Origin of the sequence: Pseudomonas sp. 21LCFQ010, from assembly GCF_024129905.1 — a bacterium.
Lineage (GTDB): Bacteria > Pseudomonadota > Gammaproteobacteria > Pseudomonadales > Pseudomonadaceae > Aquipseudomonas.
Window position 1 is genome coordinate 37100 of sequence record NZ_JAMYDZ010000008.1, and the last position, 25675, is coordinate 62774.

Annotated in this window: 24 protein-coding genes and 1 pseudogene; 12 read left to right on the forward strand and 13 right to left on the reverse strand. The window is 60.7% G+C overall.

Features of this window, described 5'->3' with window-relative positions; genetic code table 11:
• Window positions 1-77: 77 nt before the first annotated feature.
• Window positions 78-620: an RNA polymerase factor sigma-70 gene (locus NJC38_RS11615; protein WP_045487548.1), complete on the forward strand. Its 543-nt coding sequence runs from the start codon at window positions 78-80 to the stop codon at window positions 618-620.
• Between the two features lie 350 nt (window positions 621-970).
• On the opposite strand, the gene NJC38_RS11620 is transcribed toward NJC38_RS11615, so the two are convergent.
• From NJC38_RS11620 to NJC38_RS11645, 6 genes are all read right to left on the reverse strand, one after another.
• Window positions 971-1897: a cation transporter gene (locus NJC38_RS11620; RefSeq protein ID WP_253114782.1), complete on the reverse strand. Its 927-nt coding sequence runs from the start codon at window positions 1895-1897 to the stop codon at window positions 971-973.
• 4 nt (window positions 1898-1901) lie between these two features.
• Window positions 1902-3419 (reverse strand): APC family permease, encoded by a 1518-nt coding sequence (locus tag NJC38_RS11625; RefSeq protein WP_253114785.1) that lies wholly within the window; start codon window positions 3417-3419, stop codon window positions 1902-1904.
• A gap of 39 nt (window positions 3420-3458) precedes the next feature.
• Entirely contained in the window at window positions 3459-4211 is a 753-nt protein-coding gene (locus NJC38_RS11630; RefSeq protein WP_045487540.1) for a gamma-glutamyl-gamma-aminobutyrate hydrolase family protein, read from the reverse strand.
• Between the two features lie 129 nt (window positions 4212-4340).
• Window positions 4341-5621 (reverse strand): FAD-binding oxidoreductase, encoded by a 1281-nt coding sequence (locus NJC38_RS11635; protein ID WP_253114793.1) that lies wholly within the window; start codon window positions 5619-5621, stop codon window positions 4341-4343.
• A gap of 162 nt (window positions 5622-5783) precedes the next feature.
• A complete protein-coding gene (locus NJC38_RS11640; RefSeq protein ID WP_253114796.1) occupies window positions 5784-7277 on the reverse strand; it encodes an aldehyde dehydrogenase in 1494 nt (497 codons plus the stop codon).
• Window positions 7278-7406: 129 nt separating this feature from the next.
• Entirely contained in the window at window positions 7407-8792 is a 1386-nt protein-coding gene (locus tag NJC38_RS11645; RefSeq protein ID WP_045487530.1) for a glutamine synthetase family protein, read from the reverse strand.
• A 231-nt stretch (window positions 8793-9023) separates the two neighbouring features.
• Between NJC38_RS11645 and NJC38_RS11650 the strand changes: the two genes are divergently transcribed.
• From NJC38_RS11650 to NJC38_RS11680, 7 genes are all read left to right on the forward strand, one after another.
• Window positions 9024-9896: a LysR family transcriptional regulator gene (locus NJC38_RS11650; RefSeq protein WP_253114798.1), complete on the forward strand. Its 873-nt coding sequence runs from the start codon at window positions 9024-9026 to the stop codon at window positions 9894-9896.
• Window positions 9897-10375: 479 nt separating this feature from the next.
• The gene (locus NJC38_RS11655; RefSeq protein WP_253114800.1) at window positions 10376-11614 is read left to right on the forward strand and encodes an OprD family porin; all 1239 of its coding nucleotides are present in this window, start codon (window positions 10376-10378) and stop codon (window positions 11612-11614) included.
• Between the two features lie 59 nt (window positions 11615-11673).
• Window positions 11674-12480: an NAD(P)-dependent oxidoreductase gene (locus NJC38_RS11660; protein ID WP_253114807.1), complete on the forward strand. Its 807-nt coding sequence runs from the start codon at window positions 11674-11676 to the stop codon at window positions 12478-12480.
• Between the two features lie 177 nt (window positions 12481-12657).
• Window positions 12658-13629, forward strand: coding sequence for a TRAP transporter substrate-binding protein (locus tag NJC38_RS11665; protein ID WP_253114810.1), 972 nt, complete (start codon window positions 12658-12660; stop codon window positions 13627-13629).
• Window positions 13630-13696: 67 nt separating this feature from the next.
• Complete coding sequence (locus NJC38_RS11670) at window positions 13697-14224, forward strand: TRAP transporter small permease (protein WP_253114812.1); 528 nt, start codon at window positions 13697-13699, stop codon at window positions 14222-14224.
• The gene (locus NJC38_RS11675; RefSeq protein ID WP_045487510.1) at window positions 14225-15505 is read left to right on the forward strand and encodes a TRAP transporter large permease; all 1281 of its coding nucleotides are present in this window, start codon (window positions 14225-14227) and stop codon (window positions 15503-15505) included.
• Window positions 15506-15559: 54 nt separating this feature from the next.
• On the forward strand, window positions 15560-16477 hold the full coding sequence (locus NJC38_RS11680) for a DMT family transporter (RefSeq protein WP_253114814.1): 918 nt from the start codon (window positions 15560-15562) through the stop codon (window positions 16475-16477).
• 278 nt (window positions 16478-16755) lie between these two features.
• Here NJC38_RS11680 and NJC38_RS11685 read toward each other — a convergent pair.
• Window positions 16756-16920 (reverse strand): annotated as a pseudogene (locus tag NJC38_RS11685) (general stress protein); the annotation flags it as partial.
• A gap of 278 nt (window positions 16921-17198) precedes the next feature.
• On the opposite strand from NJC38_RS11685, the gene NJC38_RS11690 reads away from it, so the two are divergent.
• Window positions 17199-17984 carry a sulfite exporter TauE/SafE family protein gene (locus NJC38_RS11690; protein WP_253114817.1) on the forward strand — a complete coding sequence of 262 codons (786 nt, stop codon included), beginning with the start codon at window positions 17199-17201 and terminating at the stop codon, window positions 17982-17984.
• A gap of 209 nt (window positions 17985-18193) precedes the next feature.
• On the forward strand, window positions 18194-18391 hold the full coding sequence (locus NJC38_RS11695) for a hypothetical protein (RefSeq protein ID WP_045494267.1): 198 nt from the start codon (window positions 18194-18196) through the stop codon (window positions 18389-18391).
• A 196-nt stretch (window positions 18392-18587) separates the two neighbouring features.
• On the opposite strand, the gene NJC38_RS11700 is transcribed toward NJC38_RS11695, so the two are convergent.
• Together NJC38_RS11700 and NJC38_RS11705 are read right to left on the reverse strand one after the other, a co-directional pair.
• A complete protein-coding gene (locus NJC38_RS11700) occupies window positions 18588-18791 on the reverse strand; it encodes a hypothetical protein (protein ID WP_253114819.1) in 204 nt (67 codons plus the stop codon).
• Between the two features lie 126 nt (window positions 18792-18917).
• On the reverse strand, window positions 18918-19133 hold the full coding sequence (locus NJC38_RS11705) for a PLD nuclease N-terminal domain-containing protein (RefSeq protein WP_045487498.1): 216 nt from the start codon (window positions 19131-19133) through the stop codon (window positions 18918-18920).
• Between the two features lie 294 nt (window positions 19134-19427).
• On the opposite strand from NJC38_RS11705, the gene NJC38_RS11710 reads away from it, so the two are divergent.
• Window positions 19428-19736 (forward strand): type II toxin-antitoxin system RelE/ParE family toxin, encoded by a 309-nt coding sequence (locus tag NJC38_RS11710; RefSeq protein WP_253115011.1) that lies wholly within the window; start codon window positions 19428-19430, stop codon window positions 19734-19736.
• Between the two features lie 2 nt (window positions 19737-19738).
• Window positions 19739-20062, forward strand: coding sequence for an XRE family transcriptional regulator (locus NJC38_RS11715; protein ID WP_045487495.1), 324 nt, complete (start codon window positions 19739-19741; stop codon window positions 20060-20062).
• A 425-nt stretch (window positions 20063-20487) separates the two neighbouring features.
• On the opposite strand, the gene garD is transcribed toward NJC38_RS11715, so the two are convergent.
• From garD to NJC38_RS11735, 4 genes are all read right to left on the reverse strand, one after another.
• Window positions 20488-22041: a galactarate dehydratase gene (garD, locus tag NJC38_RS11720; protein ID WP_045487492.1), complete on the reverse strand. Its 1554-nt coding sequence runs from the start codon at window positions 22039-22041 to the stop codon at window positions 20488-20490.
• An 11-nt stretch (window positions 22042-22052) separates the two neighbouring features.
• Window positions 22053-23438 carry an MFS transporter gene (locus NJC38_RS11725; RefSeq protein WP_045487489.1) on the reverse strand — a complete coding sequence of 462 codons (1386 nt, stop codon included), beginning with the start codon at window positions 23436-23438 and terminating at the stop codon, window positions 22053-22055.
• A 164-nt stretch (window positions 23439-23602) separates the two neighbouring features.
• Complete coding sequence (kdgD, locus tag NJC38_RS11730) at window positions 23603-24514, reverse strand: 5-dehydro-4-deoxyglucarate dehydratase (RefSeq protein ID WP_045494261.1); 912 nt, start codon at window positions 24512-24514, stop codon at window positions 23603-23605.
• A 335-nt stretch (window positions 24515-24849) separates the two neighbouring features.
• Window positions 24850-25599, reverse strand: coding sequence for a FadR/GntR family transcriptional regulator (locus NJC38_RS11735; RefSeq protein WP_045487486.1), 750 nt, complete (start codon window positions 25597-25599; stop codon window positions 24850-24852).
• Window positions 25600-25675: the final 76 nt, after the last annotated feature.

Genomic DNA, 25675 nt, shown 5'->3' on the forward strand with positions numbered 1-25675 from the left:
ATCAGGTTACCAGCACTATTTTACTTGCGCCGCAGGGAAATCGACCTCTTTATAACCTTCGTCGCAAAGGCAAAATCATGCAGGAATATGGATCCGTAGAGCGCAATATCGAGAGTTCGACACCGACACTTTTGGAAGCCTTACTGGATAACCGTAATACCCTGATCAAGACTGCTGCCCGAATTACGGGCTGCCACAGTCGAGCTGAAGATGTGGTGCAGGACGCATTCTTGAGACTGGCCAATACCCCAAAAATGGCATTGCCGCTCAGAGCACAGATCAGTTACGTATTCCGTATTGTCCGGAATCTGGCCATTGACCACTACCGTAAGCAGGCCATGGAGCAAAAATACTCCGGTAGTGAGGAGGAAGGTTTGAACGTTGCCGTTCAAGGAGCAACTCCAGAGAGCCAGAACCTCGATCATGAAACCCTGATGATCGTCGACAAGGCCCTCAGCGAACTGCCCCAGCGCACCCGCTATGCCTTTGAATGCTACCGGCTGCACGGCATTGCGCAGAAGGACATCGCCAAGGAGCTTGGGGTCTCGCCGACCCTGGTCAACTTCATGATCCGTGATGCCATGGTGCATTGCCGCAAGGTGCTGCACGACCGCGTTTAACCGGCTGACGAAAAACCCCTAGCGTTTTCGACGGTCTGTTGATGGCGCCTGTCATTGTTTTGTTGATCGCAAGGTGCGCTGTTGCGCCTTGTCGTACAACGGCCTGATTAACGGACAAATAGCTGCGCACTCTGATCATCACCCGCCAGTGTGTCGAGAACATTTAGCTTGCTGTTATTTTCTGCGACAGTGCTTTTGCAGCGCCTCTGCAAACTTATTCATTATGCATAGACTCCAGGCAAACCCTGACGGAGTCGAACAATCATTTAAACAGACGTTTGTTCATCGTTGAGTGATGAGTGCAATCAGTTATATGAAGTTTTATATCGCGTCTAAAAACCTTCCGGCAATCAACGGGTCCATTGCGGATCGGTCGTAAAAGCAATCGTCAGCCAGCGGTTGGGCCCTTCCCCGCCGATCGCCTCACCCACCACCTCGCGCACCGCATCCCACTCGCCCAGCGTCCAGGCCGGCCAGTCGCTGGGCACAATGAAATACAGCTCGATCTGCCGGGCGCGGCCAACCTTGGCCACATAGGCCTGCCAGTCAAGAAACCCGTATTGAGCGACCACCTGCTCAGCCACTTCATCGACATGCTGCTTGAGCGCTGGCGGGGTGACCATCAGCACGTCCGCCAGCGCCTGAACAATGCTGCGGATCGGCAGCGGGATGATGATCAGGCAGATCACCGCCAGCACCGCCGGGTCGATATACGGACCCAGCCAGGCATGCTCGGTATCCTCCAGCAGTGCGCCGATGATGAACGCGATCAGCAAAGCCAGGGAGATGCTGCCAGACATGACCCAGGCCCTGGCATCAAGCGCGACGAAGTCCGAACCGATGCGGCGGTTGGCGCGAAACTCCAGGGCCGCGAGGCTGAAACACACCAGGCTGGTCAGCGCGGCATAAACGATGGCGAAACCGAACTCCAGATGCCGACCGCCGCTGAGCAGGCTGCCGACGGCGTTGATCAGGGCATACAGCGACACCCCGCAGAGCAGGATGCCGTTGATGCTCAGGACCATCGGCTCCAGGTGCCAGAAGCCCATATTGAAACGCTCGGCCAGCCGCCGATGGGCATCGCCGTCGGTGGTGTGGCGGCGGATCAGCGACACCACGATCAGCGCCAGCACGCTCATGCTGGCATCGGCCAGGGAGTAGACGCCATCGAAAACAATCGAGAACGACCCCGACAACAAACCGAAGACGATGCCGAAACCGGCTACCAGCACAGTGACCGCAATCGATAGCCGCAACAGGCCCTGCTCGCTCAGCATGGTTTCAAACCTCGGCCTGCAGTTGCAGCGGCGTCTGGCGTTGCAGGGTGTCGCCGGCAAAGTACTCCGGGGTCAGCCAGCGGAACACCACCATCAAGGCCACGCCAAGCAGCAGGATGACCATCGCAATGACGAACACCAGGCCCAACCCGCCGATATGCGAGCCGCTGCCGAACGCCGGCGAGGCGCTGTCCACGGCGGTCTGGGCAAAAATCACCGCCAGTGCTGCGCCACCGAGCAACGGGCAGACACCGCGCAGCAGCAAATGCCGCAGGCTGTCGAACAGGCTGCGGCGGAAGTACCAGACACAGGCGAACGCGGTCAGCGAGTAGTAGAAGCAGATCATCATGCCCAGCGCCGTGATGGTGTCGGCCAGCACGTTCTCACTGAGCAGGCGCATGCTGACGTAGAACAGCGCAGCCGCCGCGCCGGCACACAGGGTTGCAAAGCGCGGCGCCAGCGAGCGCGGGCAGATGCTGGCAAAGCGCTTGGGCAGGGCCCGGTAGTAACCCATGGCAAACAGCGTGCGCGCCGGTGAAATGAACGTTGACTGCAACGACGCTGCGGTACTGGCCAGCACTGCGATGGACATCAGGATTGCCAGCGGCCCCATGACCGGGCCGGCCAGATGAGCAAAGACGTTTTCCTGGATGGTCGGGTTGCCCAGGCCAAGGCCCTGATCGGCGACCCCGGCAAAGCGCAGGGTGGCAATGGCGGTCACCAGGTACAGCGCAAGGATCACCAGCACGGTAAGCGCCGCCGCACGACCCGGCACCGCATGGCTGCTGACCGACTCTTCGCTGACTGTCAGGCACACGTCCCAGCCCCAGAAGATGAAGATCGACAGCGACAGCCCGGCAGCAAAGGATGAAAACGAACCGATGCTCCACGGGTTGAACCAGTTGGCATCGAATTCCAGCGCCGGACCTTGCGGCGCCTCACCGAAGGCGGCGATGCAAAAGCCCAGTAACACCACCAGTTGCAACGCCACCAGCACGTACTGCACGCCCATCGTGGTGCCGATACCCCGGCAGCAGATCCACACCGCAATCCCGATGAATACGCAGCAGGTGACAATGTTGACCCCGACATGGTCACTCAGGGCGATGAGTTCTTCACGGCCGGTCAACTGGCCGAGAAACAGGTAGAAGAAATCCACCGCCACCCCGGCCAGGTTGGACAGCACGATGGTGGTCGCCGCCACCAGCCCCCAACCACCGATCCAGCCCATCATCGGCCCGAACGCCCGCGCCGACCAGGTAAACGAAGTACCGCTGTCCGGCTCGGCGGCATTGAGTTCGCGATAGCCCAGGGCGACCAGCAGCATGGGAATGAAGCCCACCAGGAAGATCGCCGGCAGATGCGCCCCCACCTCCCGCACCGTCGGCCCCAAGGCACCGGTCAGGGTGTACACCGGGGCGATGGTGGAAATGCCCAGCACCACACAGGCCAGCAGGCCCAGACTGCCACTGGCCAGCCCCTTGCTGCTGGTGCGTGCACGCGTTTCGCTGTTTTGACTCATGAGTGTCCGCCGTCTTGTTTGAGTTATGGCTGGATGGGGTCAGCGCCCCCGGCGCTGCGCATAGGCCTGACAAGCATCGCGGAAGGCATCGAACAGACGCAGCGATTGCGGGTTCTCGCTAAAGCGCCACTCCGGATGCCATTGCACGCCCACGACAAAACCGCGGGAGTCGCGCATCGAGACCGCTTCGATCAATCCGTCCGGTGCCAGCGCTTCGGCACGCAGGCCGGCGGCCAGCCGGTCGATGCCCTGGCTGTGCAGCGAGTTGACCTGGAACTCGCCCGGCAGCCCCAGTGCGGCCAGCACCCCGCCTGGCTGTACCGTCACGGCATGTTGTGGAGCGTATTGCGCGGCGAGGTCTTCGCTTTGCGGCTCACGGTGATCCAGAAACCCTTCCAGCTCTTGCACCCTTTGATGCAGCGTGCCGCCCAGCGTCACATTCAGTTCCTGGAAACCCCGGCAGATGCAAAATACCGGCACGCCCTGGTCGATGGCGGCGCGTAGCAAGGGCAAGGTCAGGCGATCACGGTCCGGGTCGTGGCGCGTGCCTTCGATACTGGGCGTGCCCTGGTAGTGATGCGGCTCGACATTGGAAGGCGAGCCGGTGAACAGAATACCGTCCAGCGATTGCAGCAGTTGCTGCGGATCAACCGGCGTATCCAGTGCCGGCAACACCACCGGGATACCGGCATGGCCGGCAGCCTCAACGTACTTGGCGCCGGCGGTGTGCGACGAATACTTGCCCAGCATCTGCCGGCAAGCGGTGACGCCGATCAGGGGAAGACGAGACATGTTGGAACCTCTCATCAGAGTCTTGATAAATGAAAACCGGCAAGCGGGAACAACAGCGTTGCGAGCAAAGCGCCCTCCCAGCGGAGCGGTGGGAGGAGCCGTCCGGCGCTCCGGGCTGCTGGCGACGGCTCAAACGCCCAACCGGTCCCGCAACTGGTAATACGAGGCACCCAATGCAGTGAATGGCACGCGCAACAACCGGCCACCGGGGAACGGGTAATGCGGCAGGCCGGCAAATGCATCGAAGCGTTCGGCCTGGCCGCGCAGGGCTTCGGCGAGCAGCTTGCCGGCCAGGTGGGTGTAGGTCACGCCGTGGCCGCTGCAGCCCTGGGAGTAGTAGATGTTGTCGCCCAGCCGGCCGACCTGCGGTAAACGCGACAGGGTCAGCAGGAAGTTACCGGTCCAGGTGTAGTCAATCTTCACGTCTTTCAATTGCGGAAAGACCTTGAGCATTTTTGGCCGGATGATCGCCTCGATATCCGCCGGATCACGGGCGCCGTAGACCACCCCGCCACCGAAGATCAGGCGCTTGTCGGCCGTCAGGCGGTAGTAGTCGAGCAGGTAGTTGCAGTCTTCGACACAGTAGTCCTGGGGCAGCAGGCTGCGCGCCAGGTCATCGCTGAGCGGCTCGGTGGCCAGCACTTGGGTGCCGCATGGCATCGACTTGGCGGCCAGTTCCGGCACCAGGTTACCCAGGTAGGCGTTGCCGGCCACCACCACGAACCGCGCCCGCACCTGGCCAAGCGGGGTGTGCACCACCGGGTTGGGTCCGCGGTCGATGCGGGTCGCCGGGCTTTGCTCGTGAATCCGCCCACCGAGTTTGGCCACCGCTGCGGCCTCGCCCAGCGCCAGATTCAACGGGTGGATGTGTCCGCCACTCATGTCCAGCATGCCGCCGATGTAGCGATCGCTATCGACCAGCTGGCGAATACGCCCGGCATCCAGCAGTTCCAGCTGCTGGTGACCGAAGCGCTCCCAGAGTTTCTGCTGCGCCTCCAGATGGCCCATCTGTTTGCTGGTGATGGCCGCGAACACGCCGCCGTCTTTCAGGTCGCACTGGATGTCGTATTTGGCCACCCGTTCACGGATGATCCGCCCGCCTTCGAAGGCCATCTCGCCCATCAGCCGCGCATGGTGCGGATCGACGGTTTTTTCGATGACGTCGATATCACGGCTGTAGCTGTTGACGATCTGCCCGCCGTTGCGCCCCGAGGCACCAAAACCGACTTTCGCCGCTTCCAGCACGGTGACGGAAAAACCGTGTTCGAGCAGAAACAGCGCGGTGGAAAGACCGGTGTAACCGGCGCCGATGATGCAGACATCGGTCTCGATCGACTCGCTAAGCACCGGGTACTCATCGAACCGGTTGCGCGAGGCGGCGTAGACGCTTTGGACGTGTTGTTGTTGCATGATTGATTCCTCCGCCTGTCAGAGGGTGTTTACAAAGTCGGCGAGCGAAGGCAGAACAAGGCGAAATTGGCCGAAAACGCGCAATGTACATTCAGTACATGAGCATTTTGAGGTCGATTTCAACGCCGTATTGCCGAGCGCAGCCATTTTGTAGGCACCTTCTTAAAGTTTGATCCAGGTCGCTTTGAGTTCGGTGTACTTGTCGAAGGCATGCAGGGACTTGTCCCGGCCGTTGCCCGACTGCTTGAAGCCGCCGAACGGTGCAGTCATGTCGCCGCCGTCGTACTGGTTGACCCACACACTGCCGGCGCGCAGCGCTTTGGCAGTCAAGTGGGCCTTGGACAAGTCAGCAGTCCAGACCCCGGCGGCCAGGCCATACTCGGTGTCGTTGGCAATCCGAATGGCCTCTGCAACGCTGTCGAAGGCGATCACCGACAGCACCGGGCCGAAGATTTCTTCACGGGCGATGCGCATGCTGTTGTCCACGCCGTCGAACAGGGTCGGCTCGACATAGAAGCCGCCGCTGTCTTGCAAGGTGCGCACACCGCCACTGAGCAATTGCGCGCCGTCTGCGTGGCCGGCTTCGATGTAACCGAGCACGGTGTCCATTTGCGTGCCGTCCACCAGTGCACCGACCCGGGTCGCCGGGTCCAGTGCATGGCCCGGCTGCCAAGCCTTCAAGGCTTCGACCACCATGGGCACGAAGCGATCCTTGATCGAGCGCTCGACCAGCAAGCGCGAACCTGCGGTGCACACCTCGCCCTGGTTGAAGGCAATGGCACTGGCCGCAGCCTCGGCAGCGGCCTGTAAATCCGCTGCATCGGCAAACACGATGTTCGGGCTCTTGCCGCCGGCTTCGAGCCAGACGCGCTTCATGTTCGATTCGCCGGCATACACCATCAGTTGCCTGGCAATGCGTGTCGAGCCGGTGAACACCAGCGTGTCGACGTCCATGTGCAGGCCCAGCGCCTTGCCGGCAGTGTGACCGAAGCCGGGCAGCACGTTGAGCACGCCTGCCGGCAGACCGGCCTCAACGGCCAGCGCGGCAATGCGGATGGCGGTCAGCGGCGATTTTTCCGAAGGTTTGAGAATCACCGAGTTACCGGCCGCCAGCGCCGGCCCCAGCTTCCAGCTGGCCATCAGCAGCGGAAAATTCCACGGCACGATGGCCGCCACCACGCCCACGGCTTCACGGGTCACCAGCCCCAACTGGTCATGGGGCGTTGCGGCCACCTCGTCATACAGCTTGTCGACGGCTTCAGCGCTCCAGCGGATCGCATTGGCCGCGCCTGGAATGTCGACCTGCAGCGCGTCGCTGATCGGCTTGCCCATGTCGAGGGTTTCCAGCAGCGCCAGCTCTTCGGCATTGGCCAGCAGCAGATCGGCAAAGCGCAGCAGCACCTGCTTGCGCTCAGCCGGCGCGCGGCGCGACCACAGGCCGCTGTCGAACCGCTCACGGGCCACGCTGACGGCGCGGTTGACGTCTTCCAGGTCACAACTGGCGACATGCGCCAACAGGCGACCGTCCACCGGGCTCAGGCAATCGAAGGTGGCGTCGCACACCGCCGGTACGTAGCGGCCATCGATAAAGGCCCGGCCTTCGATGCTCAGGTTGCGCAGCAGCTGTTCCCAGTAATCACGTTGCGGGATGTTCATATTTATTCTCTTTTCGGCAGCCCGATTGCCCCGTAAGAACCGCTATAGCGGCGCGCCCTTCGCGAGCCAGCTCGCTCCTACCGATGCAAGGCGCTGGATTTTCTGTGTTATCTGTGTGGCCTGTGTGGTTTAAACGGTGTGCAGGTACCAGTTGTATTCCAGGTCAGAGATCGAGGCTTCGAACTCGGCCATTTCGCTTTCCTTGCAAGCCACGAAGATGTCGATGTATTCGGGGCTGATGTACTTGTTCATGACCTCGCTGTCGTCCAGCTCGCGCAACGCATCGCGCAGGTTGTTGGGCAGGCTTTGCTCAAGCTGCTCGTAAGAGTTGCCTTCGATCGGCTCACCGGGTTCAAGCTTGTGGGTCAGGCCGTGGTGAATACCGGCCAGGATCGCCGCCATCATCAGGTACGGGTTGGCATCGGCGCCGGCGACCCGCTGCTCGATACGAATGGCGTTGGCCGCGCCGGTCGGCACGCGCACGGCCACGGTGCGGTTGTCCAGCCCCCAACTCGGCGCGTTGGGTACATAGAATTGCGCGCCGAAGCGGCGGTAGGAGTTGACGTTGGGGCACAGAAAGGCCATCGACGCCGGCATGGTTTCCAGCACTCCGGCAATGGCGTGACGCAACTCGGCATGCTCTTGCGGCACATCGCTGGCAAAGATGTTCTTGCCGGTGGCTTTGTCGATCAGCGAGATATGCACGTGCAGGCCGTTGCCCGCCTGGCCCGGATAGGGCTTGGCCATGAAGGTGGTGTCCATTTCATGGTCGTAGGCGATGTTCTTGATCAGGCGCTTGAGCAGCACCGCATAGTCGCAGGCCAGCATGGCGTCTTCGACGTGATGCAGGTTGACCTCGAACTGCGCCGGGGCGCTTTCCTTGACGATGGCGTCGGCAGGAATGCCCTGCTCCTTGGCCGCTTCAAGAATGTCCTGCAGGCAGTCGGCGTATTCGTCCAGATCGTCGATCAGGTAGACCTGAGTGGAGTGTGGGCGTTTGCCGGAGATCGGCGAGCGCGGCGGTTGTGGCCGGCCGTTCACGTTCTCCTGATCGATCAGGTAAAACTCCAGCTCGAAGGCTGCACAGATGCGCAGGCCCATGGCATCGAAACGCGCCACCACCTGGCGCAGCACTTCGCGCGGGTCGGCAAAGAACGGCTGGCCGTCCAGCTCGTGCATGGTCATCAGCAACTGCGCAGTCGGGCGCTTTTGCCAGGGCTCATAGGCCAGGGTGCCGGGGATCGGGTAGCAAACCCGGTCCGAGTCGCCGATGTCCAGGCCAAGCCCGGTGCTTTCCACCGTCGAGCCGTTGATGTCCAGGGCGAACAGCGACGCTGGCAGATTGATGCCGCGCTCGTAGACCTTATGCAGGCTGGGGCGCTCGATGCGCTTGCCGCGCACCACACCGTTCATATCAGAGATCAGCAGATCGACGAACTGGACTTCAGGGTGAGCCTGGAGGAACTCACTCACTTCATCAGCACAGACAATGGCGCGCGGGGATACCGACGACATGATGGACACCTTCTGGTTTTTTGTGGGGCAACAGAGGTGGCAGAGAGAAAGCAGCAAGCGACGCAGTGAAGATTGGCGGCATTGTTGTTTTTCTGTGCCTTGTGCCCCGAAGAATTACGTTCTACGGCGTTTTTGCCGTGGCCTGCCAAATAACCCTTGGCAGCCCGAAGTCACTGTAAATTACAATCAGTGCAATAAATATTGGCATTTTGGCAATCCGGGTTTGCATCGATGCAATATGAAATCAACCATAACGACCTGACTCTGGTGCTCGCGCTGGTGCGCGGCCGCTCGTTGGCCAGGGCCGCAGAACTGCTGCAGGTCGACATTTCCACGGTGTTTCGTTCGATCCGCCGGCTGGAAAGTTCATTGGGCAGCGCGCTGTTTGAAAAGAGCCGACGCGGTTATGTGCCCACTGACATCGCCCAAGCCATGGCCGAGCAGGCCGAGCGCGCCGAACAGGCACTGAGCGCTGCACGCATGGCGCTGCAACAGGGTGAACAGGTGGTCAGCGGCACGGTGCGCCTGACCTGCACCGAAGCGGTGTTGCACAGCCTGTTGCTGCCGGCACTGGCGCGCTTCATGCCGGCTTATCCGGCGCTGAACCTGGAGCTGTCGACCTCCAATAATTTCGCCAACCTCAGCCGCCGCGATGCCGACATCGCCCTGCGCCTGACCGACACCCCGCCCGAGCATCTGGTGGGCCGCGAGCTGGGCAGTGCCGACTATGTGATCTGCGGGCGGCCGGATTATCGTGAAGCGCTGGAAAAAGACCCCACCTCGGTGCCATGGATCGCCCCGGACGACTCGATGCCCGAGCACGTTTCGGTGATCTGGCGCGAGCGTACCTGGCCCAATGTCGTGCCGCGCTATCGCTGCAGCAGCATGGCGGCGGTCTCGCAGCTGGTCGGCGCCGGTCTTGGCGTGGCAGCACTCACCGACTTCACCGCCCGTGACCTGCAGGGCGTCGAGGCCTTGAGCGAACCACTGGTGGGCTGCAACACTGGCGTCTGGCTGCTGACCCGTCCCGATTGCCGGGCACTGCGCTCGGTGCAGACGCTGTTCGATGAACTGACACCGAGGCTACGCGAAGCACTGGAATGATGTCGGGCGTCGTACCATTGAGCCACAACGTTCGACTGCCTTAGCAGCACAGCCTGTCCCGTCAAGCCCCGCGCCGCTAGACCATCGTCGAGTATCCGGGCTAGCCCCCATTCCAGAGCGTTCGAACTGATCCAGGCGCACCTTGCAAGGTGCGCAACACGACCTAATATCTCAATCAGCATTGACACATTTTTTTAAGATTGCTATCAATCTTAATGTCGTACGACAACGCACAACAAAAACAAAAAATGATGAGTATGCCCATGCCGCCACTTTATCCGTTCGCCCACGATCCCCCCTTCTGTACGCCCTCGATAGCAGTCGGTAACCGCGCCGGCCACGCCAGGCGTTGAACCGCACTGCGTCAGCTACTCGGACTCAAGGCCCCACGGCTCAGCCAGGCCGGGCCTGATGACTCCTGCCACAGGCGTTCGCAGCCTGACGGCTGGAAGCTCTTATCAACTTGGGAGTGCACAAGGATGAATACCCGCAAGACGCTACGCCTCGCGCTGATTGGCGCCAGTGTGATCGGCAGTTTGCCAGGCGCTGCCAGCGCCGCCGGCTTCACCGACGACGCCAAGGCCACCCTCGGCCTGCGCAACTTCTACATCAATCGTAATTTCACCAACCCGGCCAACGCCCAGAGCAAGGCTGAGGAATGGACCCAGAGTTTCATCCTCGATGCCCGTTCCGGCTTTACTGAAGGGCCGGTCGGCTTCGGTGTCGATGTGCTTGGTCGCTGGTCGCTCAAGCTCGATGGCGGCGGCGGCACTTACGGAACCGCGTTGCTGCCACGCCATAGCGACGGCCGCCCGGCGGATGATTTCGGACGCTTGGGGGTGGCGGCCAAGGCGAGGATTTCCAAGACCGAACTGAAAGTCGGTGAGTGGATGCCGGTGCTGCCGATCCTGCGGGCCGACGACGGACGCTCACAGCCACAGACCCTGCGCGGCGGGCAGATCACCTCCAAAGAGATCGATGGCCTGACCCTGTATGCCGGGCAGTTTCGCGCCAATAGCCCGCGCAACGATGCCAGCATGGAAGACATGAGTTACGGCGGCGGTCTGTCAGACCGTTTCAACTTTGCCGGTGGTGAGTACACGTTTAACCAGAACCGCACCCTGATCGGTTTGTGGAACGCGCAGCTCAAGGACGTATACGAACAGCAGTACCTGCAACTGACTCATAGCCAGCCGCTTGGCGACTGGACCCTGGGCGCCAACCTGGGCTATTTCCGGGGTGATGACGACGGCGCCCGACGCGCTGGACGGCTCGACAACAAGACCTGGTCGGGCCTGTTCTCGGCCAGGATCGGCGCCAACACGTTCTACCTCGGCCTGCAGAAAGTCGATGGCAATACCTGGATGCGCGTCAACGGCACCAGCGGCGGCACCCTGGCCAACGACAGTTACAACTCAAGCTTCGACAACGCCAACGAACGCTCCTGGCAAGTGCGCCACGACCTTAACTTCGCCTCTCTGGGTGTTCCTGGCCTGACCCTGATGAATCGCTACATCAGCGGCCAGGACGTGCACAGCGGCGTGATTACCGATGGCAAGGAATGGATCCGTGAATCTGAACTGGCCTACGTCATCCAGAGTGGCAGCCTCAAAAATCTGAGCGTCAGATGGCGCAACTCCAGCATTCGTCGCGATTTCAGCAACAACGAGTTCGACGAAAACCGGCTGATTTTCAACTACCCGCTGTCGATTCTCTGACGCCGACCGATCAGCTAACGCCCCCTATCAACCATTGACGATTACAGGCAGAGCCAAGCATGACTCACACACCCTTCAAGCGCCTGCTGCTCACCGGAGCAGCAGGCGGACTCGGCAAAGTGCTGCGTGAACGCCTCAAGGGCTTTACCGAAGTGCTGCGCCTTTCTGATATCAGCCCGATCGAGCCGGCCAGCATCGCGCAGGAAGAAATCGTGCAATGCGACCTGGCCGACAAGGCCGCGGTGCACGACCTGGTCGCCGGCGTCGACGCGATCATCCACTTTGGCGGCGTATCGACCGAGCACGCCTTCGAAGACATCCTCGGCCCGAACATCTGCGGCGTGTTTCATATCTACGAAGCGGCGCGCAAGCACGGGGTCAAGCGCATCATCTTTGCCAGCTCCAACCATGTGATTGGCTTCTACCGCCAGGACGAGCGCATCGACGCCCACTCGCAACGGCGTCCCGACAGTTACTACGGGCTGTCCAAGTGCTACGGCGAAGACGTCGCCAGTTTCTACTTTGACCGCTATGGCATCGAGACCGTCAGCCTGCGCATCGGCTCGTCATTCCCGGAGCCGGCCAACCGGCGGATGCTCAGCACCTGGCTGAGCTATGACGACCTGACCCATTTGATCGAGCGCAGCCTGTTCACCCCTGACGTCGGTCACACCGTGGTTTATGGCGCCTCAGCCAACCGCGAGGTCTGGTGGGACAACCGCCACGCTGCCCACCTGGGTTTTCAGCCCAAGGATTGTTCAGAGCAGTTCCGCGCGCAGGTCGAGCAGCAGCCGGCACCGGCCGCCGATGATCCGAACCGGGTCTATCAGGGCGGTGCCTTCGTGGCGGCAGGCCCCTTCGACTGATCGACAACCCGCAAGGATGCCCGACATGCAAAGTGAATTGCCTGTTACCCCGCTCACAGCAAGCACCTTTGGCAGACGAGCCAGCATCGCGCTGGCCAGCGCTCGGCTCCCCTTCTCGGCATCCTCTGCCCGGTCCATGCACGCCAAATCAGACAATAACAACACCGGAGTTTCATCATGACCTTCAAACGCAAGCTGCTCCTGGCCGTTCTGCCGTTCGCCCTCAGCCTGTCGACCAGCGCCTCGGCACTGGATATCAAGTTCGCCGAAATCCACCCGGCGGGCTACCCGACCGTGGTCGCTGAACAGAACATGGGCAAAAAACTCGAACAGGCCACCAACGGCAAAATCACCTTCAAGATGTTTGCCGGCGGCGTGCTGGGCTCCGAGAAGGAGGTTGTCGAACAGGTCCAGATCGGCGCGGTACAGATGGCCCGTGTCAGCCTGGGCATTGTCGGCCCGGTGGTGCCGGATGTGAACGTGTTCAACATGCCGTTCGTGTTCCGTGACCACGAACACATGCGCAAGATCATCGATGGCGAGATTGGCCAGGAGATCCTCGACAAGATCACCAATTCCGACTTCAACCTGGTAGCGCTGGCCTGGATGGATGGCGGCACCCGCAGCATCTACACCAAAAAGCCGGTGCGCAAGATCGAAGACCTCAAGGGCATGAAGATCCGCGTACAGGGCAACCCGCTGTTCATCGACATGATGAACGCGATGGGCGGCAACGGCATTGCCATGGACACCGGTGAGATTTTCAGCGCCCTGCAGACCGGGGTCATCGACGGTGCCGAGAACAACCCGCCAACCCTGCTGGAGCACAACCACTTCCAGAGCGCCAAGTTCTACACCCTGACCGGCCACTTGATCCTGCCAGAGCCGGTGGTGATCTCCAAAACCACCTGGAACAAGCTCAGCGCCGATGAACAGACCCTGGTCAAGAAACTGGCCCGCGAAGCGCAGATGGAAGAACGCACCCTGTGGGATGCCAAGTCGGCAGCCAGTGAAGAGAAACTCAAGGCCGCCGGCGTTGAGTTCATCACCGTCGACAAGAAGCCGTTCTATGACGCCACCGCGCCGGTACGGGAAAAATACGGCGCGCCGTTTGCCGACCTGATGAAACGCATCGCCGCCGTACAGTAACCCTGGCCCCCGCCCCGAGACCTGCAGCAGGGCGGCCTTTACCGCCCTGCTGCCCTGGATGTGCCCTATGAAAAACCTCTTCCTGCGCCTCAACGATGTGTTGTACAGCAGTTGTATCTGGATCGCAGGCCTGTCGATCCTGGCCATGTCGCTGATCATTCCCTGGGGCATCTTCGCCCGCTATGTGCTCGGCAGCGGCTCCAGCTGGCCGGAGCCGGTGGCGATCCTGCTGATGGTGGTGTTCTGTTTCATCGGCGCAGCCGCCAGTTACCGGGCCGGGGCGCACATGGCCGTGGCCATGGTCACCGACCGCCTGCCACCGGTCCCCAAGCAAGCCGCCGCCCTGCTCGTGCAACTGTTGATGGTCGCCGTGTGCGTGTACATGACCTATTACGGCACGCGGCTGTGCATGACCACCTGGAACCAGTACCTGGCGTCACTGCCGGGCGTGCGGGTCGGCATGACCTATGCCCCGATTCCGGTCGGCGGTCTGCTGACCCTGAGCTTCGTACTGGAAAAACTCATCTGGGGCGACCAGAGCCACCGCAAGGTGGTGCGTTTCGACCTGGTGGAAGAAAACGAGGGAGCAGCATAAATGGATGCCTTCATTCTCCTGGGCAGTTTTATCCTGCTCATCCTGTTGGGCATGCCGGTAGCCTATGCGCTGGGCCTTTCGGCGCTGATCGGCGCCTGGTGGATCGACATTCCCTTGCAGGCCATGCTGATTCAGGTCGCCAGCGGGGTTAACAAGTTTTCCTTGCTGGCCATCCCGTTCTTCGTGCTGGCCGGTGCGATCATGGCCGAGGGCGGCATGTCACGCCGGCTGGTGGCGTTTGCCGGGGTGCTGGTGGGCTTTGTCCGTGGCGGGCTGTCACTGGTCAACATCACGGCCTCGACGTTCTTTGGCGCCATCTCCGGCTCGTCGGTGGCCGACACCGCCTCGGTCGGCTCGGTGCTGATTCCGGAAATGGAGCGCAAGGGTTACCCGCGCGACTTCTCCACGGCGGTCACGGTCAGCGGTTCGGTCCAGGCCCTGCTCACCCCGCCCAGCCATAACTCGGTGCTCTACTCACTGGCCGCTGGCGGCACGGTGTCGATTGCCTCGTTGTTCATGGCCGGGGTCATGCCGGGCCTGCTGATGAGCGCGGTGCTGATGGGCCTGTGCCTGATCTTCGCCCGCAAGCGCAACTACCCCAAGGGTGAAGTGATTCCGCTGCGCCAGGCCTTGAAGATCGCCGCCGATGCACTCTGGGGGCTGATGGCCATGGTCATCATCCTCGGCGGCATTCTGTCGGGGGTGTTCACTGCCACCGAATCGGCGGCCATCGCGGTGGTCTGGTCATTCTTCGTGACCATGTTCATCTACCGTGACTATAAATGGCGCGATCTGCCGAAACTGATGCACCGCACGGTAAGAACCATCTCGATCGTGATGATCCTGATCGGGTTTGCGGCCAGCTTCGGTTACGTCATGACCCTGATGCAGATCCCGGCGAAGATCACCACGACCTTTCTGACCCTGTCGGACAACCGCTATGTGATCCTGATGTGCATCAATGTCATGCTCCTGCTGCTGGGTGCGGTGATGGACATGGCGCCGCTGATCCTGATCCTGACCCCGATCCTGCTGCCGGTGATCAGCGGCATCGGCGTGGACCCGGTGCACTTCGGCATGATCATGCTGGTCAACCTTGGCATCGGGCTGATAACGCCGCCGGTAGGTGCGGTGCTGTTTGTCGGCTCGGCGATCGGCAAGGTCAGCATCGAGGCGACGGTCAAGGCACTGCTGCCGTTCTACCTGGCGCTGTTTCTGGTGCTGATGGCTGTGACCTACATTCCGGCCATTTCCCTGTGGCTGCCTGGCGTGGTGCTTTAAACGTTATCGGCGGGCTGTAACAGGCCCGCCCCTGTTCTGCAAATGGATGTGCACATGGCGGTTGCTTCTGTTACTCCAAATCTTTTACCGCGCAAGCTGGCCGTCGCGATTCTCGCGCTGCTGGCATGCTCGTTTGCCGGCAATCACATTGCCGCACGCTTTGCCTTCGACAACGACACCGGGGTGCTGCTGGCGATTCTGTGTCGCTCCGGCATCACCCTGCTGGTGCTGGCGGCGGTGGTGGCCTGGCAACGCCAGCCACTGGGGCTGCCGGCTGGCACGCGGGGCTGGCAATTGTTGCTGGGCCTGCTGATCGCCACCCAGAGCCTGTGCCTGTACTCGGCCGTGGCGCGGATCCCGGTTGCCCTGGCGTTACTGGTCGGCAACACCTTTCCGATTCTGCTGGTGCTGCTCGGCTGGAGCCTGGGCGGGCCACGTCCGACCCTGCGGACAGTGCTGCTGATGGGGGTGATCCTGATCGGGCTGATCCTGGCGCTGGACGTCCCTGCGCGGCTGGCCAGCCGCGGCGAGGCCAATGCGCACTGGACGCTTGGCATCAGCCTGGCGTTCTGCGCCGCCTGTGTATTTGCCGGCGCGCTGTGGATAACCGATCACAAGCTGGCCAGCGTGCGGGGGCCGGTGCGCAGCCTGCTGACCCTGTCGGTGGTATTTATCAGCATGCTCGTTGCCGGCGCCAGCGGGGTCATGCCGTCAGGCTTGTCCCTGCCGGGCAACAGTACCGGCTGGATCGCCCTGGCAAGCCTGGTGGTGTTGTACGGCATGGCCTTTACCTTGCTGTTTGTCTGCGTGCCGCGATTGAACATGGCGCAGAACGCGCCGGTGATGAATGTCGAGCCCATTGCCACCTTGCTGCTGGGCTGGACACTGCTGGATCAGGCGCTGGGCACTCTGCAAGTGCTGGGCGCGGCAGTGGTGGTGTGTGCGATTGTGCTGCTGACTTATCGTAAATAACCCCATCAGCATGGGGAGCATTGCCCCCCATGCGTCAGCAGGACTTACTTCTGCTGCTGCCTACTGCTGCTGCCCTGACTGCCCGATGGCGCGTCGTCATCCTGGGACTGCTCGGGTTGATCGTCTTCATCCTGAGAAGTCGAACCGCCTTGACTGCCACCTTCCGAACCCTGCTGGCCTTTGTCATCAGAAGACTGACCGCCTTGACTGCCGCCCTGGGATCCGGACTGATTACTGCTGTCAGAAGACTCGCTGTCCTTGCTGCCACCTTCGGCGCTGTTGCCCCCAGAGGCCTGACCGCCTTTACGGCCGGCCTCGGCCGCTTTCTCAGGATCATTCTTGAAATTGCCCCCCGAAACGCTGCCACCTTTGGCGCCCTCTTCCGAGGCACGCTTGGGGTCGTTGGCAAAGTTGCCGGGGTTGCTGTTATCAGTGCTGGACATTTGCATATTCTCCATAAACGCGGACCGCTTTAGCGCAGTCGCATTGGTTATGAGTGTGGCCAGTAGTACGGGTGATCCATGCACGCGACCAATGGAGACACTCAGGAGCGGCAAACCGCTGCCGATGGTCGGATCAGCAATCAGCAACAGAACGCCGAGCAAAGAAGAGCATCGGTTATAACCTTAGAACATATCTCTCTAACCATTCAGAACATAAGCCGCTATGCTGCCCGCCACTTTTTACCTGACAACAGATAACAGTGATACAGGGCGTGATAATGGATGTTGGCGGTCTTGGCTTTACAGTGGCTGGCCTGGTAGTCGGCTTTATCGTCGGCATGACCGGCGTGGGTGGCGGTTCGTTGATGACCCCGATCCTGCTGTGGTTCGGCATCAACCCCGCCACAGCGGTGGGCACCGACCTGCTTTACGCAGCGGTAACCAAAGCCGGCGGTGTGTACGTTCACAAGAAGAACGACAACATCGACTGGAAAATTACCGGCTGGCTGACCCTCGGTAGCGTACCGGCAGTGCTGCTGACCCTGTGGTTCCTCAGTTCTCTGGACCATGCCCCGGACGCCCTGAATGCAATCATCAAACAGGCGCTGGGCTTTGTCCTGCTGCTGACGGCGCTGGCGATTCTGTTCAAGAACAAGCTGCTGGCCTTTGCCCATGACCGGGTCGAAGGCCATTCGCTGTTCAACGGCTCCAGCCTCAATGCCTTCACGGTCATCACCGGGATGATCCTTGGCACGATGGTGGCGCTGACCTCGATTGGCGCCGGCGCGCTGGGCACCGTGGCGCTGTTCATCCTCTACCCGCTGCTGCCCACCCGCCGGCTGGTGGGCACCGAGATCGCCCACGCCGTACCGCTGACCCTGGTGGCCGGTATCGGTCATGCCAGCATGGGCAATATGGACTGGAGCCTGCTGGGCTTCCTGTTGCTGGGTTCGCTGCCGGGCATCTATCTGGGCAGTCATATGGCCGGCCGGGTTTCCGACAACCTGCTGCGGCCATGTCTGGCGATCATGCTGGGCCTGATCGGCTTCAAGCTGGCGTTCTGATGGCCAAACGGCGCAGGGCCATGGCCCTGCGTCGTTACGCCTCATCAGTGGCCCGCCGGTCATTGATCAGCAGCATGACATTCATCGCATCACGCAAATAGCACTGGAGCCTGCCGCCAATCAGGTGCACGATGGCCTGCGCGATTACCCGTGCCGGTCATCCGGCTCCGTTCATCCTGGCTGACAGGCCTGCTAATGGAGATTGCGTCATGCTTATCCAGATAGAAGAAGGGATCAGTGCTTCAGAGTGGATCGTGAAACTCGACGACTACCCGGTTATTTGCCGCAGTCGCCAAGAGGCCGATGAATTCGCTGAGCGGATGCAGACCCGGCTGGCGGCCCCCCACCCCCTGCCAGGCCCGCCCCGGCCTGCGGCAGACGAGTCGCTCAGCCCAACCGCCCATTGAGCGGCCGTTACAGGCTCAACATCGAAGCGTGAACATCGCGGCCAAAAGGCCCGCTGGTAACTTGCATTTCCCCTACATCCATTTCACATCCTCTTCACGTCCGGGGTCTTACAGTTACATCACTCCTTTGATGAATCCCCTTGGCTCGCCGTTTGGCGGGCCATTTTTTTTGCCTGCCCGTTTTTCATTCGGCGGCTCAATGAGCCGTGACACTCGCAGGCACAGTGTTCACCGCAGCGGTGACTGGCCCGCCAAGCACGGGGCCTGGCTGCAACTGGGCCAGCCGCTCGCTGCTGGTGCCATTGACCACCTTGCTGCTCCATTGCCCCGCCACACTGGCAAGCCAGGCAAACAGGAACAGAACCGCAAGCTGCAGCGTCCATTTGGCGACGGTCGACATGGTTAATCCTCCAGGCTATTTTCGATGGAGGGATCTAACCATTGCTGTGTTGCAGAGGCATTGCAGCGAGCGCTGCAACGGAGGGCCGGGGGGCTGCAGCACGGCGCCACCCGGCGGGGCAAAGCCTCAGTAGCGCGCAGCGTCCGAGGCGTGGCGTGGGCCGGCGACGATCCAGGCCAGTACCCCGATAATCGGCACAGCGACGATACCGATGATCCACATGGCTTTGTTGGATGAGTTGGTCTGGCTTTTGCGGACCCGCAGCACGGCCCACAGGTCGGCCAGAATAATGACTGCGACCAGCAGGGCGCTTGTCCACAAGCCCATTTCTGATAATGGCATCTGAAACCTCCCGACATTTATTGTCTGCGGCGCCCTTGTGGCCCCCTCGCAATAGAAGAGGGTATCGAGCGTCGTAAAGTTCAGATTAGTAGAAGAATCAGGCTGTCTAGTGGTCGCCGATCCCGTAGGAGCGGCTTTAGCCGCGAAAGACCTGGTGCAGAGTAACAGTCGTGCTGAAGTTAAAATCGCTCAAGCTCATCTGCGAGGTTGCGAGCATTCCTTCAAGGGAATGATATTCCCTCCATGGAATGGAACGTTGAGTACACTGATGAATTTGAAGCCTGGTGAAATGATCTGGTCGAGTCGTGCCAGGAAGATGTCAGCGCCTACGTCAACCTGCTCATGGAAAAGGGGCCCCAATTGCCGTTTCCATTCTGCAGTGGCATCCACGGCTCCCGTCACGAGCACATGCGTGAATTGAGAGTGCAAAGCAGCGGAAAACCTGTCCGGGTTTTCTATGCGTTCGGTCCCAGGCGATCAGCCATTTTACTCATTGGTGGCGATAAAACCGGCGATGGCCGATTTTATGAAAAGATGGTGCCGATCGCTGATGCACTCTACGAAACCCACCTTGAAGAATTGAACAAAGAGCGGAGGGACTAACGATGTCGGGTAAAAAATCTTTTTCGTCCTTGCAGAAGAATATGTCTGAAGCCTCGCAGGCTCGCGTCGCAGAGAAGACCGAGGTATTGCGTATGCAGATGGACCTTTCAGAGCTGCGCAGGGCGCGCAGGCTGTCTCAGGAGTCGCTAGCCCAGAGCCTTCATGTCAACCAGGCCAGTGTCGCCAAGATGGAAAAACGCACCGACATGTATATCAGTTCACTGCGCCGGTTCATTCAAGCCATGGGCGGCGAGCTTGAAGTGACTGCCAGGTTTCCTGATCACTCTGTGCGTATCAATCAGTTCTCTGAACTGGATGCAGTTTGATTGATGCCCCTCGCGGTGCTGGAAAGATCAGCGCCACCAAGAGGGCTTTTACTGTGCTGCTGTAGTTCGGGCGCCGTCCTGACCGGCGCGGGCCACTTGGGATCGCTGTAGGTGCGGCCGGCGATCCGCTTTAACCGCGAAGATTTTTCGGTCTATGCAAGAACTGTTGCCGCGGTTGACCGGACTGCGGGGTCCGCCCCGACGGGCGTCGCGTTCGGCGGCGCCTGTGCCATCTCGGTTCGAAGAGCAAAAGCAAAGCAAAATCACGATCAACGGCAACGGCTATATAGCATTGATTCCGTTGAGTTGGCCTGCATGCGGGCTTGCAGAGGGCGCCAGGTCGTGGCGAACACAGCGAGGGCAGAAGCTGACGAGGTGTGCCAGCTCGTGATACAGCACGGGCTGGCACGCTCGGTGAGGCCGGATCAGGTCACTGGCGCGGGGTTGAACAGCGCCAGGTCGTTGTGCAACCGGTAGTGTTCGGTCCAGGTTTTTTTCTTGCCGCTGGCCACATCCAGGTAGTAGTGGAACAGCTCCCAGCCCAGGTCTTCGATGCTCGCCCGACCGGTGGCGATACGCCCGGCATCGACGTCGATCAGGTCCGGCCAGCGGTGTGCCAGCTCGGTGCGGGTCGAAACCTTGACCACCGGTGCCATGGCCAGCCCGTAGGGCGTGCCGCGGCCAGTGGTGAACACGTGCAGGTTCATCCCGGCTGCCAGTTGCAAGGTGCCGCAGATAAAGTCGCTGGCCGGGGTGGCGCAGAAGATCAGCCCTTTGCCTTTGACCCGCTCGCCAGGGCCCAGTACGCCGTTGATGGCGCTGTTGCCGGACTTGACGATCGAGCCCAGCGACTTCTCGACAATGTTCGACAACCCGCCCTTCTTGTTGCCCGGCGTGGTGTTGGCGCTGCGGTCAGCCTCGCCCTTGGCCAGATAACGGTCGTACCAGTCCATCTCGCGCACCAGCTCACTCGCGACCTGCTGGTCCTGGGCACGGGAGGTGAGCAGGTAGATGGCGTCACGAACTTCGGTAACTTCCGAGAACATCACTGTGGCGCCGGCCCGCAGCAGCAGGTCGGAAGCGTAGCCCAGGGCCGGATTGGCGGTAATGCCCGAGAAGGCGTCACTGCCACCGCACTGCATACCCAGAATCAGCTCCGAAGCCGGCACGGTCTCGCGACGACGCAGGTCGAGCTTCTTCAGCCGCACTTCGGCCAGGTCCATGATCTGTTCGACCATTTCATTGAAGCCGTTGCCAGCGTCCTGCAGGCGATACAGCCATTCGTCGCTCAGGTCCACCGACGGGTCATCTTCGTGCATCACCTGGCCGGCCTGGAGCTTTTCGCAGCCCAGGCTGATCACCAGGGCTTCACCCCCCAGATTGGGGTTGCGGGCCAGATTGCGCACGGTGCGAATCGGGATATACGCATCGGTGGCGGAAATCGCCACGCCACAACCATAGGTGTGGGTCAGGGCGATCACGTCATCGACGTTGGGATACTTGGGCAGCAACTCGTCGCGAATGCGCTTGACCGCATGGCCAAGCACGCCCGCCACGCACTGCACCGTGGTGGTAATGCCAAGGATGTTGCGAGTGCCGACGGTGCCGTCGGCATTGCGATAGCCCTCGAAGGTGTAGCCTTCCAGCGGCGCCTCCTTCTCGGGGACTGCGTCGGACATCGGCAGGCTGTCCAGTTCAGGCGCTGCCGGCATGCGCAACAGATCTTCCCTGACCCAACTGCCGCGTGGAATCGGCTGCAAGGCGTAACCGATGGTCTGGCCGTAACGGACTACGGCGTCACCTTCGGCCAGATCAACGGTATTGATCTTGTGGCTCTGTGGAACGTTGTCCACAGTTTCCAGGCCATCATCGAATCGGGTGCCCGCAGGCACACCCTGGTCATTGACCACCACGACCACGTTATCCAGCGGATGCAGCCGGATAGAACGCGGAGAATCGGCATGTTGAATCAGGTTCATCACGGTTTTCCTCAGGATTTGGCTTGGGAAAGGTCGCTGCCAGGTTCGCTCAGCGATGACCCCTTGGTTGGGGGTTCTTTCAATTCCACACGCTTGATCTCACCCACCACAAACAGATAGCTGAATACCGCTATCAGTGCGTTGGCACCGACATACACCAGCGCCCATTTGAACGAGCCGGTGCTGCTGATGATGTAGCCAATCACGATTGGCGTAGTGATCGAAGCAATGTTACCGAAGGTGTTGAACAGGCCACCACTGAGACCGGCGATCTGTTTTGGCGATACGTCGGACATGACTGCCCAACCCAGTGCGCCAATGCCTTTACCAAAGAATGCCAGGGCCATGAAGCCCACGACCATCCACTCCAGGTCGACATAGTTGCAGGTGACGATACTGGTCGACAGCATCAGGCCACAGATGATCGGTGCCTTGCGGGCGAAGGTCAGGGTGTGACCGCGACGCAGCAGCCAGTCGGAGATCACCCCGCCCAGTACCCCACCGATGAAGCCGCAGATGGCCGGCAAGGAGGCGATGATGCCGGCCTTGAGGATGGTCATGCCGCGCTCCTGAACCAGGTACACCGGGAACCAGGTCAGGAAGAAGTAGGTGATGGCGTTGATGCAGTACTGGCTCAGGTAGATGCCCAGCATCATGCGGTTGGTCAGCAACTGGCGGATGTAATCCCACTTGGGACCGCTGGCAGCCTTGCCACCGGTTTTGTCCTTGGCCTTCTCGTCCAGGTCGACCATGCCGCCGTTGCTGGCGATGTGCTCGAGTTCGGCTTCGTTGATCATCGGATGCTGGCGTGGGCTGTAGATCACTTTCAGCCAGATACCGGAGAAGATGATGCCGGCCGCGCCCATGACGACAAACACGTGCTGCCAGCCGAAGCGGTAGACGATCCAGCCCATCAGCGGAGCGAACAGTACAGTGGCGAAGTATTGCGCCGAGTTGAAGATCGCCGAGGCAGTGCCGCGCTCGGAAGTCGGGAACCAGGCCGCAACGATACGTGCGTTACCAGGGAACGACGGTGCTTCGGCCAGGCCCACTAGGAAGCGCAGCATGAACAGCGCAACCACGGCAGTGGACATGCCGAACTCGCCGACATAGCCCTGCAGCAGGGTGAACAGCGACCAGGTGAAAATACTCAAGGCATAGACTTTCTTCGAGCCGAAACGGTCGAGCAGCCAGCCACCGGGAATCTGGCCAGCCACGTAGGCCCAGCCGAATGCGGAGAAGATATAACCGAGGGTTACGGCATCGATGCCGAGGTCTTTTTGCAGGCTTGAACCTGCGATAGCGATGGTGGCGCGGTCAGCGTAGTTGATCGTGGTAACCAGAAACAGCATCAACAGGATCAAATAGCGGACGTGCGTCGGCTTGGACTTTTGCATTTGGTAGAACTCCCACTCATTATTTTTTTTACGCGGGTTAATGCTGATTTTGGTGTAGCGCTACAGGCCCCTTGGAAACACCGGTGGCGACGGCGTTTTCCACCTGCAGGTCGTGCAACGACAAAGACCGCGGAGCGAACTCAGCGGCCTTTGTGCGGTGTTACTTATTGCTTGCCTTGCTTGTCCATCAGCGCAGCGAGCATGTCCACTTCTTCGTTGGTCAGGTCGGTCAATGGCGCGCGAACCGGACCTGCATCGTAGCCAGCGATCTTGGCACCGGCCTTGACGATGCTCACCGCGTAGCCGGCTTTACGGTTACGGATGTCCAGGTAAGGCAGGAAGAAGTCGTCGATGTACTTGCCGACTGCTTCGTGGTCGTCACGGGCGATGGCGTGGTAGAAGTCCATGGCCAGCTTCGGTACGAAGTTGAAAACCGCCGAGGAGTAGACCGGTACGCCCAGTGCCTTGTAGGCAGCGGCGTAGACTTCAGCGGTCGGCAGGCCACCCAGGTACGAGAAGCGGTCGCCCAGACGGCGGCGGATCGAAACCATCAGCTCGATGTCACCCAGGCCGTCCTTGTAGCCGATCAGGTTAGGGCAGCGCTCAGCCAGTTTTTCCAGCAGTGGTGCGGTCAGGCGGCAAACGTTGCGGTTGTAGACAACCACGCCGATCTTGACCGACTTACATACCGCTTCAACGTGAGCGGCAACGCCGTCCTGGCTGGCTTCGGTCAGGTAGTGCGGCAGCAGCAGCAGACCTTTGGCACCCAGGCGCTCGGCTTCTTGAGCCATTTCAATGGCCTGACGGGTCGGGCCACCGACGCCGGCCAGGATTGGCACGCTTTTCTCGCAGGTATCAACGGCAGTCTTGATGATCTGCGAGTACTCGCCGGACGACAGCGAGAAGAACTCACCGGTACCGCCAGCGGCGAACAGGGCGCTGGCGCCGTACGGGGCCAGCCACTCCAGACGCTTGATGTAGCCTTCGCGATGGAAGTCGCCTTGAGCGTTGAAGTCGGTGACAGGAAACGACAGAAGACCGTGGGAGAGGATGGACTTGAGTTCTTGTGGATTCATTATTCGAACACCCTGGGGGACATGAATGAAAAAAATCATCAGCTCCGTGCTGATGTCGTAGGTCATCGTACAACTGAACTTGAAATGTCACAACAGGGATTTGCAGATTTTTCTTACGAGCCACTTTTTTTGCCTTCAAACCCTTTGGCTATAAGGGATTGATCAGAAAATCAAGAGCGACCATAGTCATACGATCACCCTATATCACAGGCACGAATAGCTTGCCCGATCAGGCGACAGGAGGTCTGGAGAGGCTTCAGGCGGGGGGGGGGCAGGACAAGCTGCAGAAGGTGTAGCGTGCCCGGCGGGAGAAACCCGCCAGGCAGTGCAAACGCTCAGGCGCTCTGCGAGGCGGCTTCTTCGTGGGCCTGGCGCAGGCGCTCACGACTGTTGGTCAGGTGCAGGCGCATCGCGGCGCGGGCCGCGTCGGCATCCTGGCGCGCGATGGCGTCGTAGATTTCTTCGTGCTCACGGCTCAGGCGCACCATATAGTGCTGCTGGTCATCATGGGCCAGACGCGCCGAGTTCAGCCGGGTGCGCGGAATGATACTGGCGCCCAGGTGAGTCATGATGTCGGTGAAGTAGCGGTTGCCGGTCGCCAGGGCAATCTGCAGATGGAACTGGAAGTCCATGGCCACCGCATCGCTGGCGTGCGCGGCGCTCTCGTTCAAGGCATCGAGGGCCTGGCGCATCAGTTGCAGTTGCTCATCGGTGCGCCGCTGCGCCGCCAGGCCTGCGGTTTCGACTTCCAGGCTGATGCGCAATTCCAGAATCGCCAGCACGTCACGCAAGGTGACGATAGTCGCCGGATCGATGCGAAAACCGCTGGTACTCGGCACGTCGAGCACGAAGGTACCGATACCGTGACGGGTTTCCACCAGACCGGAAGCCTGCAGGCGGGAAATCGCTTCGCGCACCACGGTGCGGCTGACGCCCTGCTCTTCCATGATGGCCGATTCGGTGGGCAGCTTGTCCCCGCGCTTGAGCTGACCGCTGCGAATACGCTCGGACAGCTCGGCAACCAATTCCTGAGCAAGACTGCGATGCCTGCGCCGTGCGCGGGGTTGCTCGCTTTGAGTATCCATATCCAACGTGGGTTTCCAGGTATGTTATGACGCACAATCATAGCGCAGCGCTTGTACGATCACACCCCATGATACC

Coding starts and splice junctions, on each gene's coding strand:
- NJC38_RS11680 (WP_253114814.1), top strand. CDS start 15,560: ATGGCGGTTGCTTCTGTTACTCCAAATCTTTTACCGCGCAAGCTGGCC.
- NJC38_RS11620 (WP_253114782.1), bottom strand. CDS start 1,897: ATGCTGAGCGAGCAGGGCCTGTTGCGGCTATCGATTGCGGTCACTGTG.
- NJC38_RS11615 (WP_045487548.1), top strand. CDS start 78: ATGCAGGAATATGGATCCGTAGAGCGCAATATCGAGAGTTCGACACCG.
- NJC38_RS11630 (WP_045487540.1), bottom strand. CDS start 4,211: ATGTCTCGTCTTCCCCTGATCGGCGTCACCGCTTGCCGGCAGATGCTG.
- NJC38_RS11695 (WP_045494267.1), top strand. CDS start 18,194: ATGCTTATCCAGATAGAAGAAGGGATCAGTGCTTCAGAGTGGATCGTG.
- NJC38_RS11635 (WP_253114793.1), bottom strand. CDS start 5,621: ATGCAACAACAACACGTCCAAAGCGTCTACGCCGCCTCGCGCAACCGG.
- NJC38_RS11670 (WP_253114812.1), top strand. CDS start 13,697: ATGAAAAACCTCTTCCTGCGCCTCAACGATGTGTTGTACAGCAGTTGT.
- kdgD (WP_045494261.1), bottom strand. CDS start 24,514: ATGAATCCACAAGAACTCAAGTCCATCCTCTCCCACGGTCTTCTGTCG.
- NJC38_RS11645 (WP_045487530.1), bottom strand. CDS start 8,792: ATGTCGTCGGTATCCCCGCGCGCCATTGTCTGTGCTGATGAAGTGAGT.
- NJC38_RS11640 (WP_253114796.1), bottom strand. CDS start 7,277: ATGAACATCCCGCAACGTGATTACTGGGAACAGCTGCTGCGCAACCTG.
- NJC38_RS11660 (WP_253114807.1), top strand. CDS start 11,674: ATGACTCACACACCCTTCAAGCGCCTGCTGCTCACCGGAGCAGCAGGC.
- NJC38_RS11665 (WP_253114810.1), top strand. CDS start 12,658: ATGACCTTCAAACGCAAGCTGCTCCTGGCCGTTCTGCCGTTCGCCCTC.
- NJC38_RS11700 (WP_253114819.1), bottom strand. CDS start 18,791: ATGTCGACCGTCGCCAAATGGACGCTGCAGCTTGCGGTTCTGTTCCTG.
- NJC38_RS11625 (WP_253114785.1), bottom strand. CDS start 3,419: ATGAGTCAAAACAGCGAAACGCGTGCACGCACCAGCAGCAAGGGGCTG.
- NJC38_RS11650 (WP_253114798.1), top strand. CDS start 9,024: ATGCAATATGAAATCAACCATAACGACCTGACTCTGGTGCTCGCGCTG.
- NJC38_RS11735 (WP_045487486.1), bottom strand. CDS start 25,599: ATGGATACTCAAAGCGAGCAACCCCGCGCACGGCGCAGGCATCGCAGT.
- garD (WP_045487492.1), bottom strand. CDS start 22,041: ATGAACCTGATTCAACATGCCGATTCTCCGCGTTCTATCCGGCTGCAT.
- NJC38_RS11690 (WP_253114817.1), top strand. CDS start 17,199: ATGGATGTTGGCGGTCTTGGCTTTACAGTGGCTGGCCTGGTAGTCGGC.
- NJC38_RS11725 (WP_045487489.1), bottom strand. CDS start 23,438: ATGCAAAAGTCCAAGCCGACGCACGTCCGCTATTTGATCCTGTTGATG.
- NJC38_RS11655 (WP_253114800.1), top strand. CDS start 10,376: ATGAATACCCGCAAGACGCTACGCCTCGCGCTGATTGGCGCCAGTGTG.
- NJC38_RS11675 (WP_045487510.1), top strand. CDS start 14,225: ATGGATGCCTTCATTCTCCTGGGCAGTTTTATCCTGCTCATCCTGTTG.
- NJC38_RS11705 (WP_045487498.1), bottom strand. CDS start 19,133: ATGCCATTATCAGAAATGGGCTTGTGGACAAGCGCCCTGCTGGTCGCA.
- NJC38_RS11715 (WP_045487495.1), top strand. CDS start 19,739: ATGTCGGGTAAAAAATCTTTTTCGTCCTTGCAGAAGAATATGTCTGAA.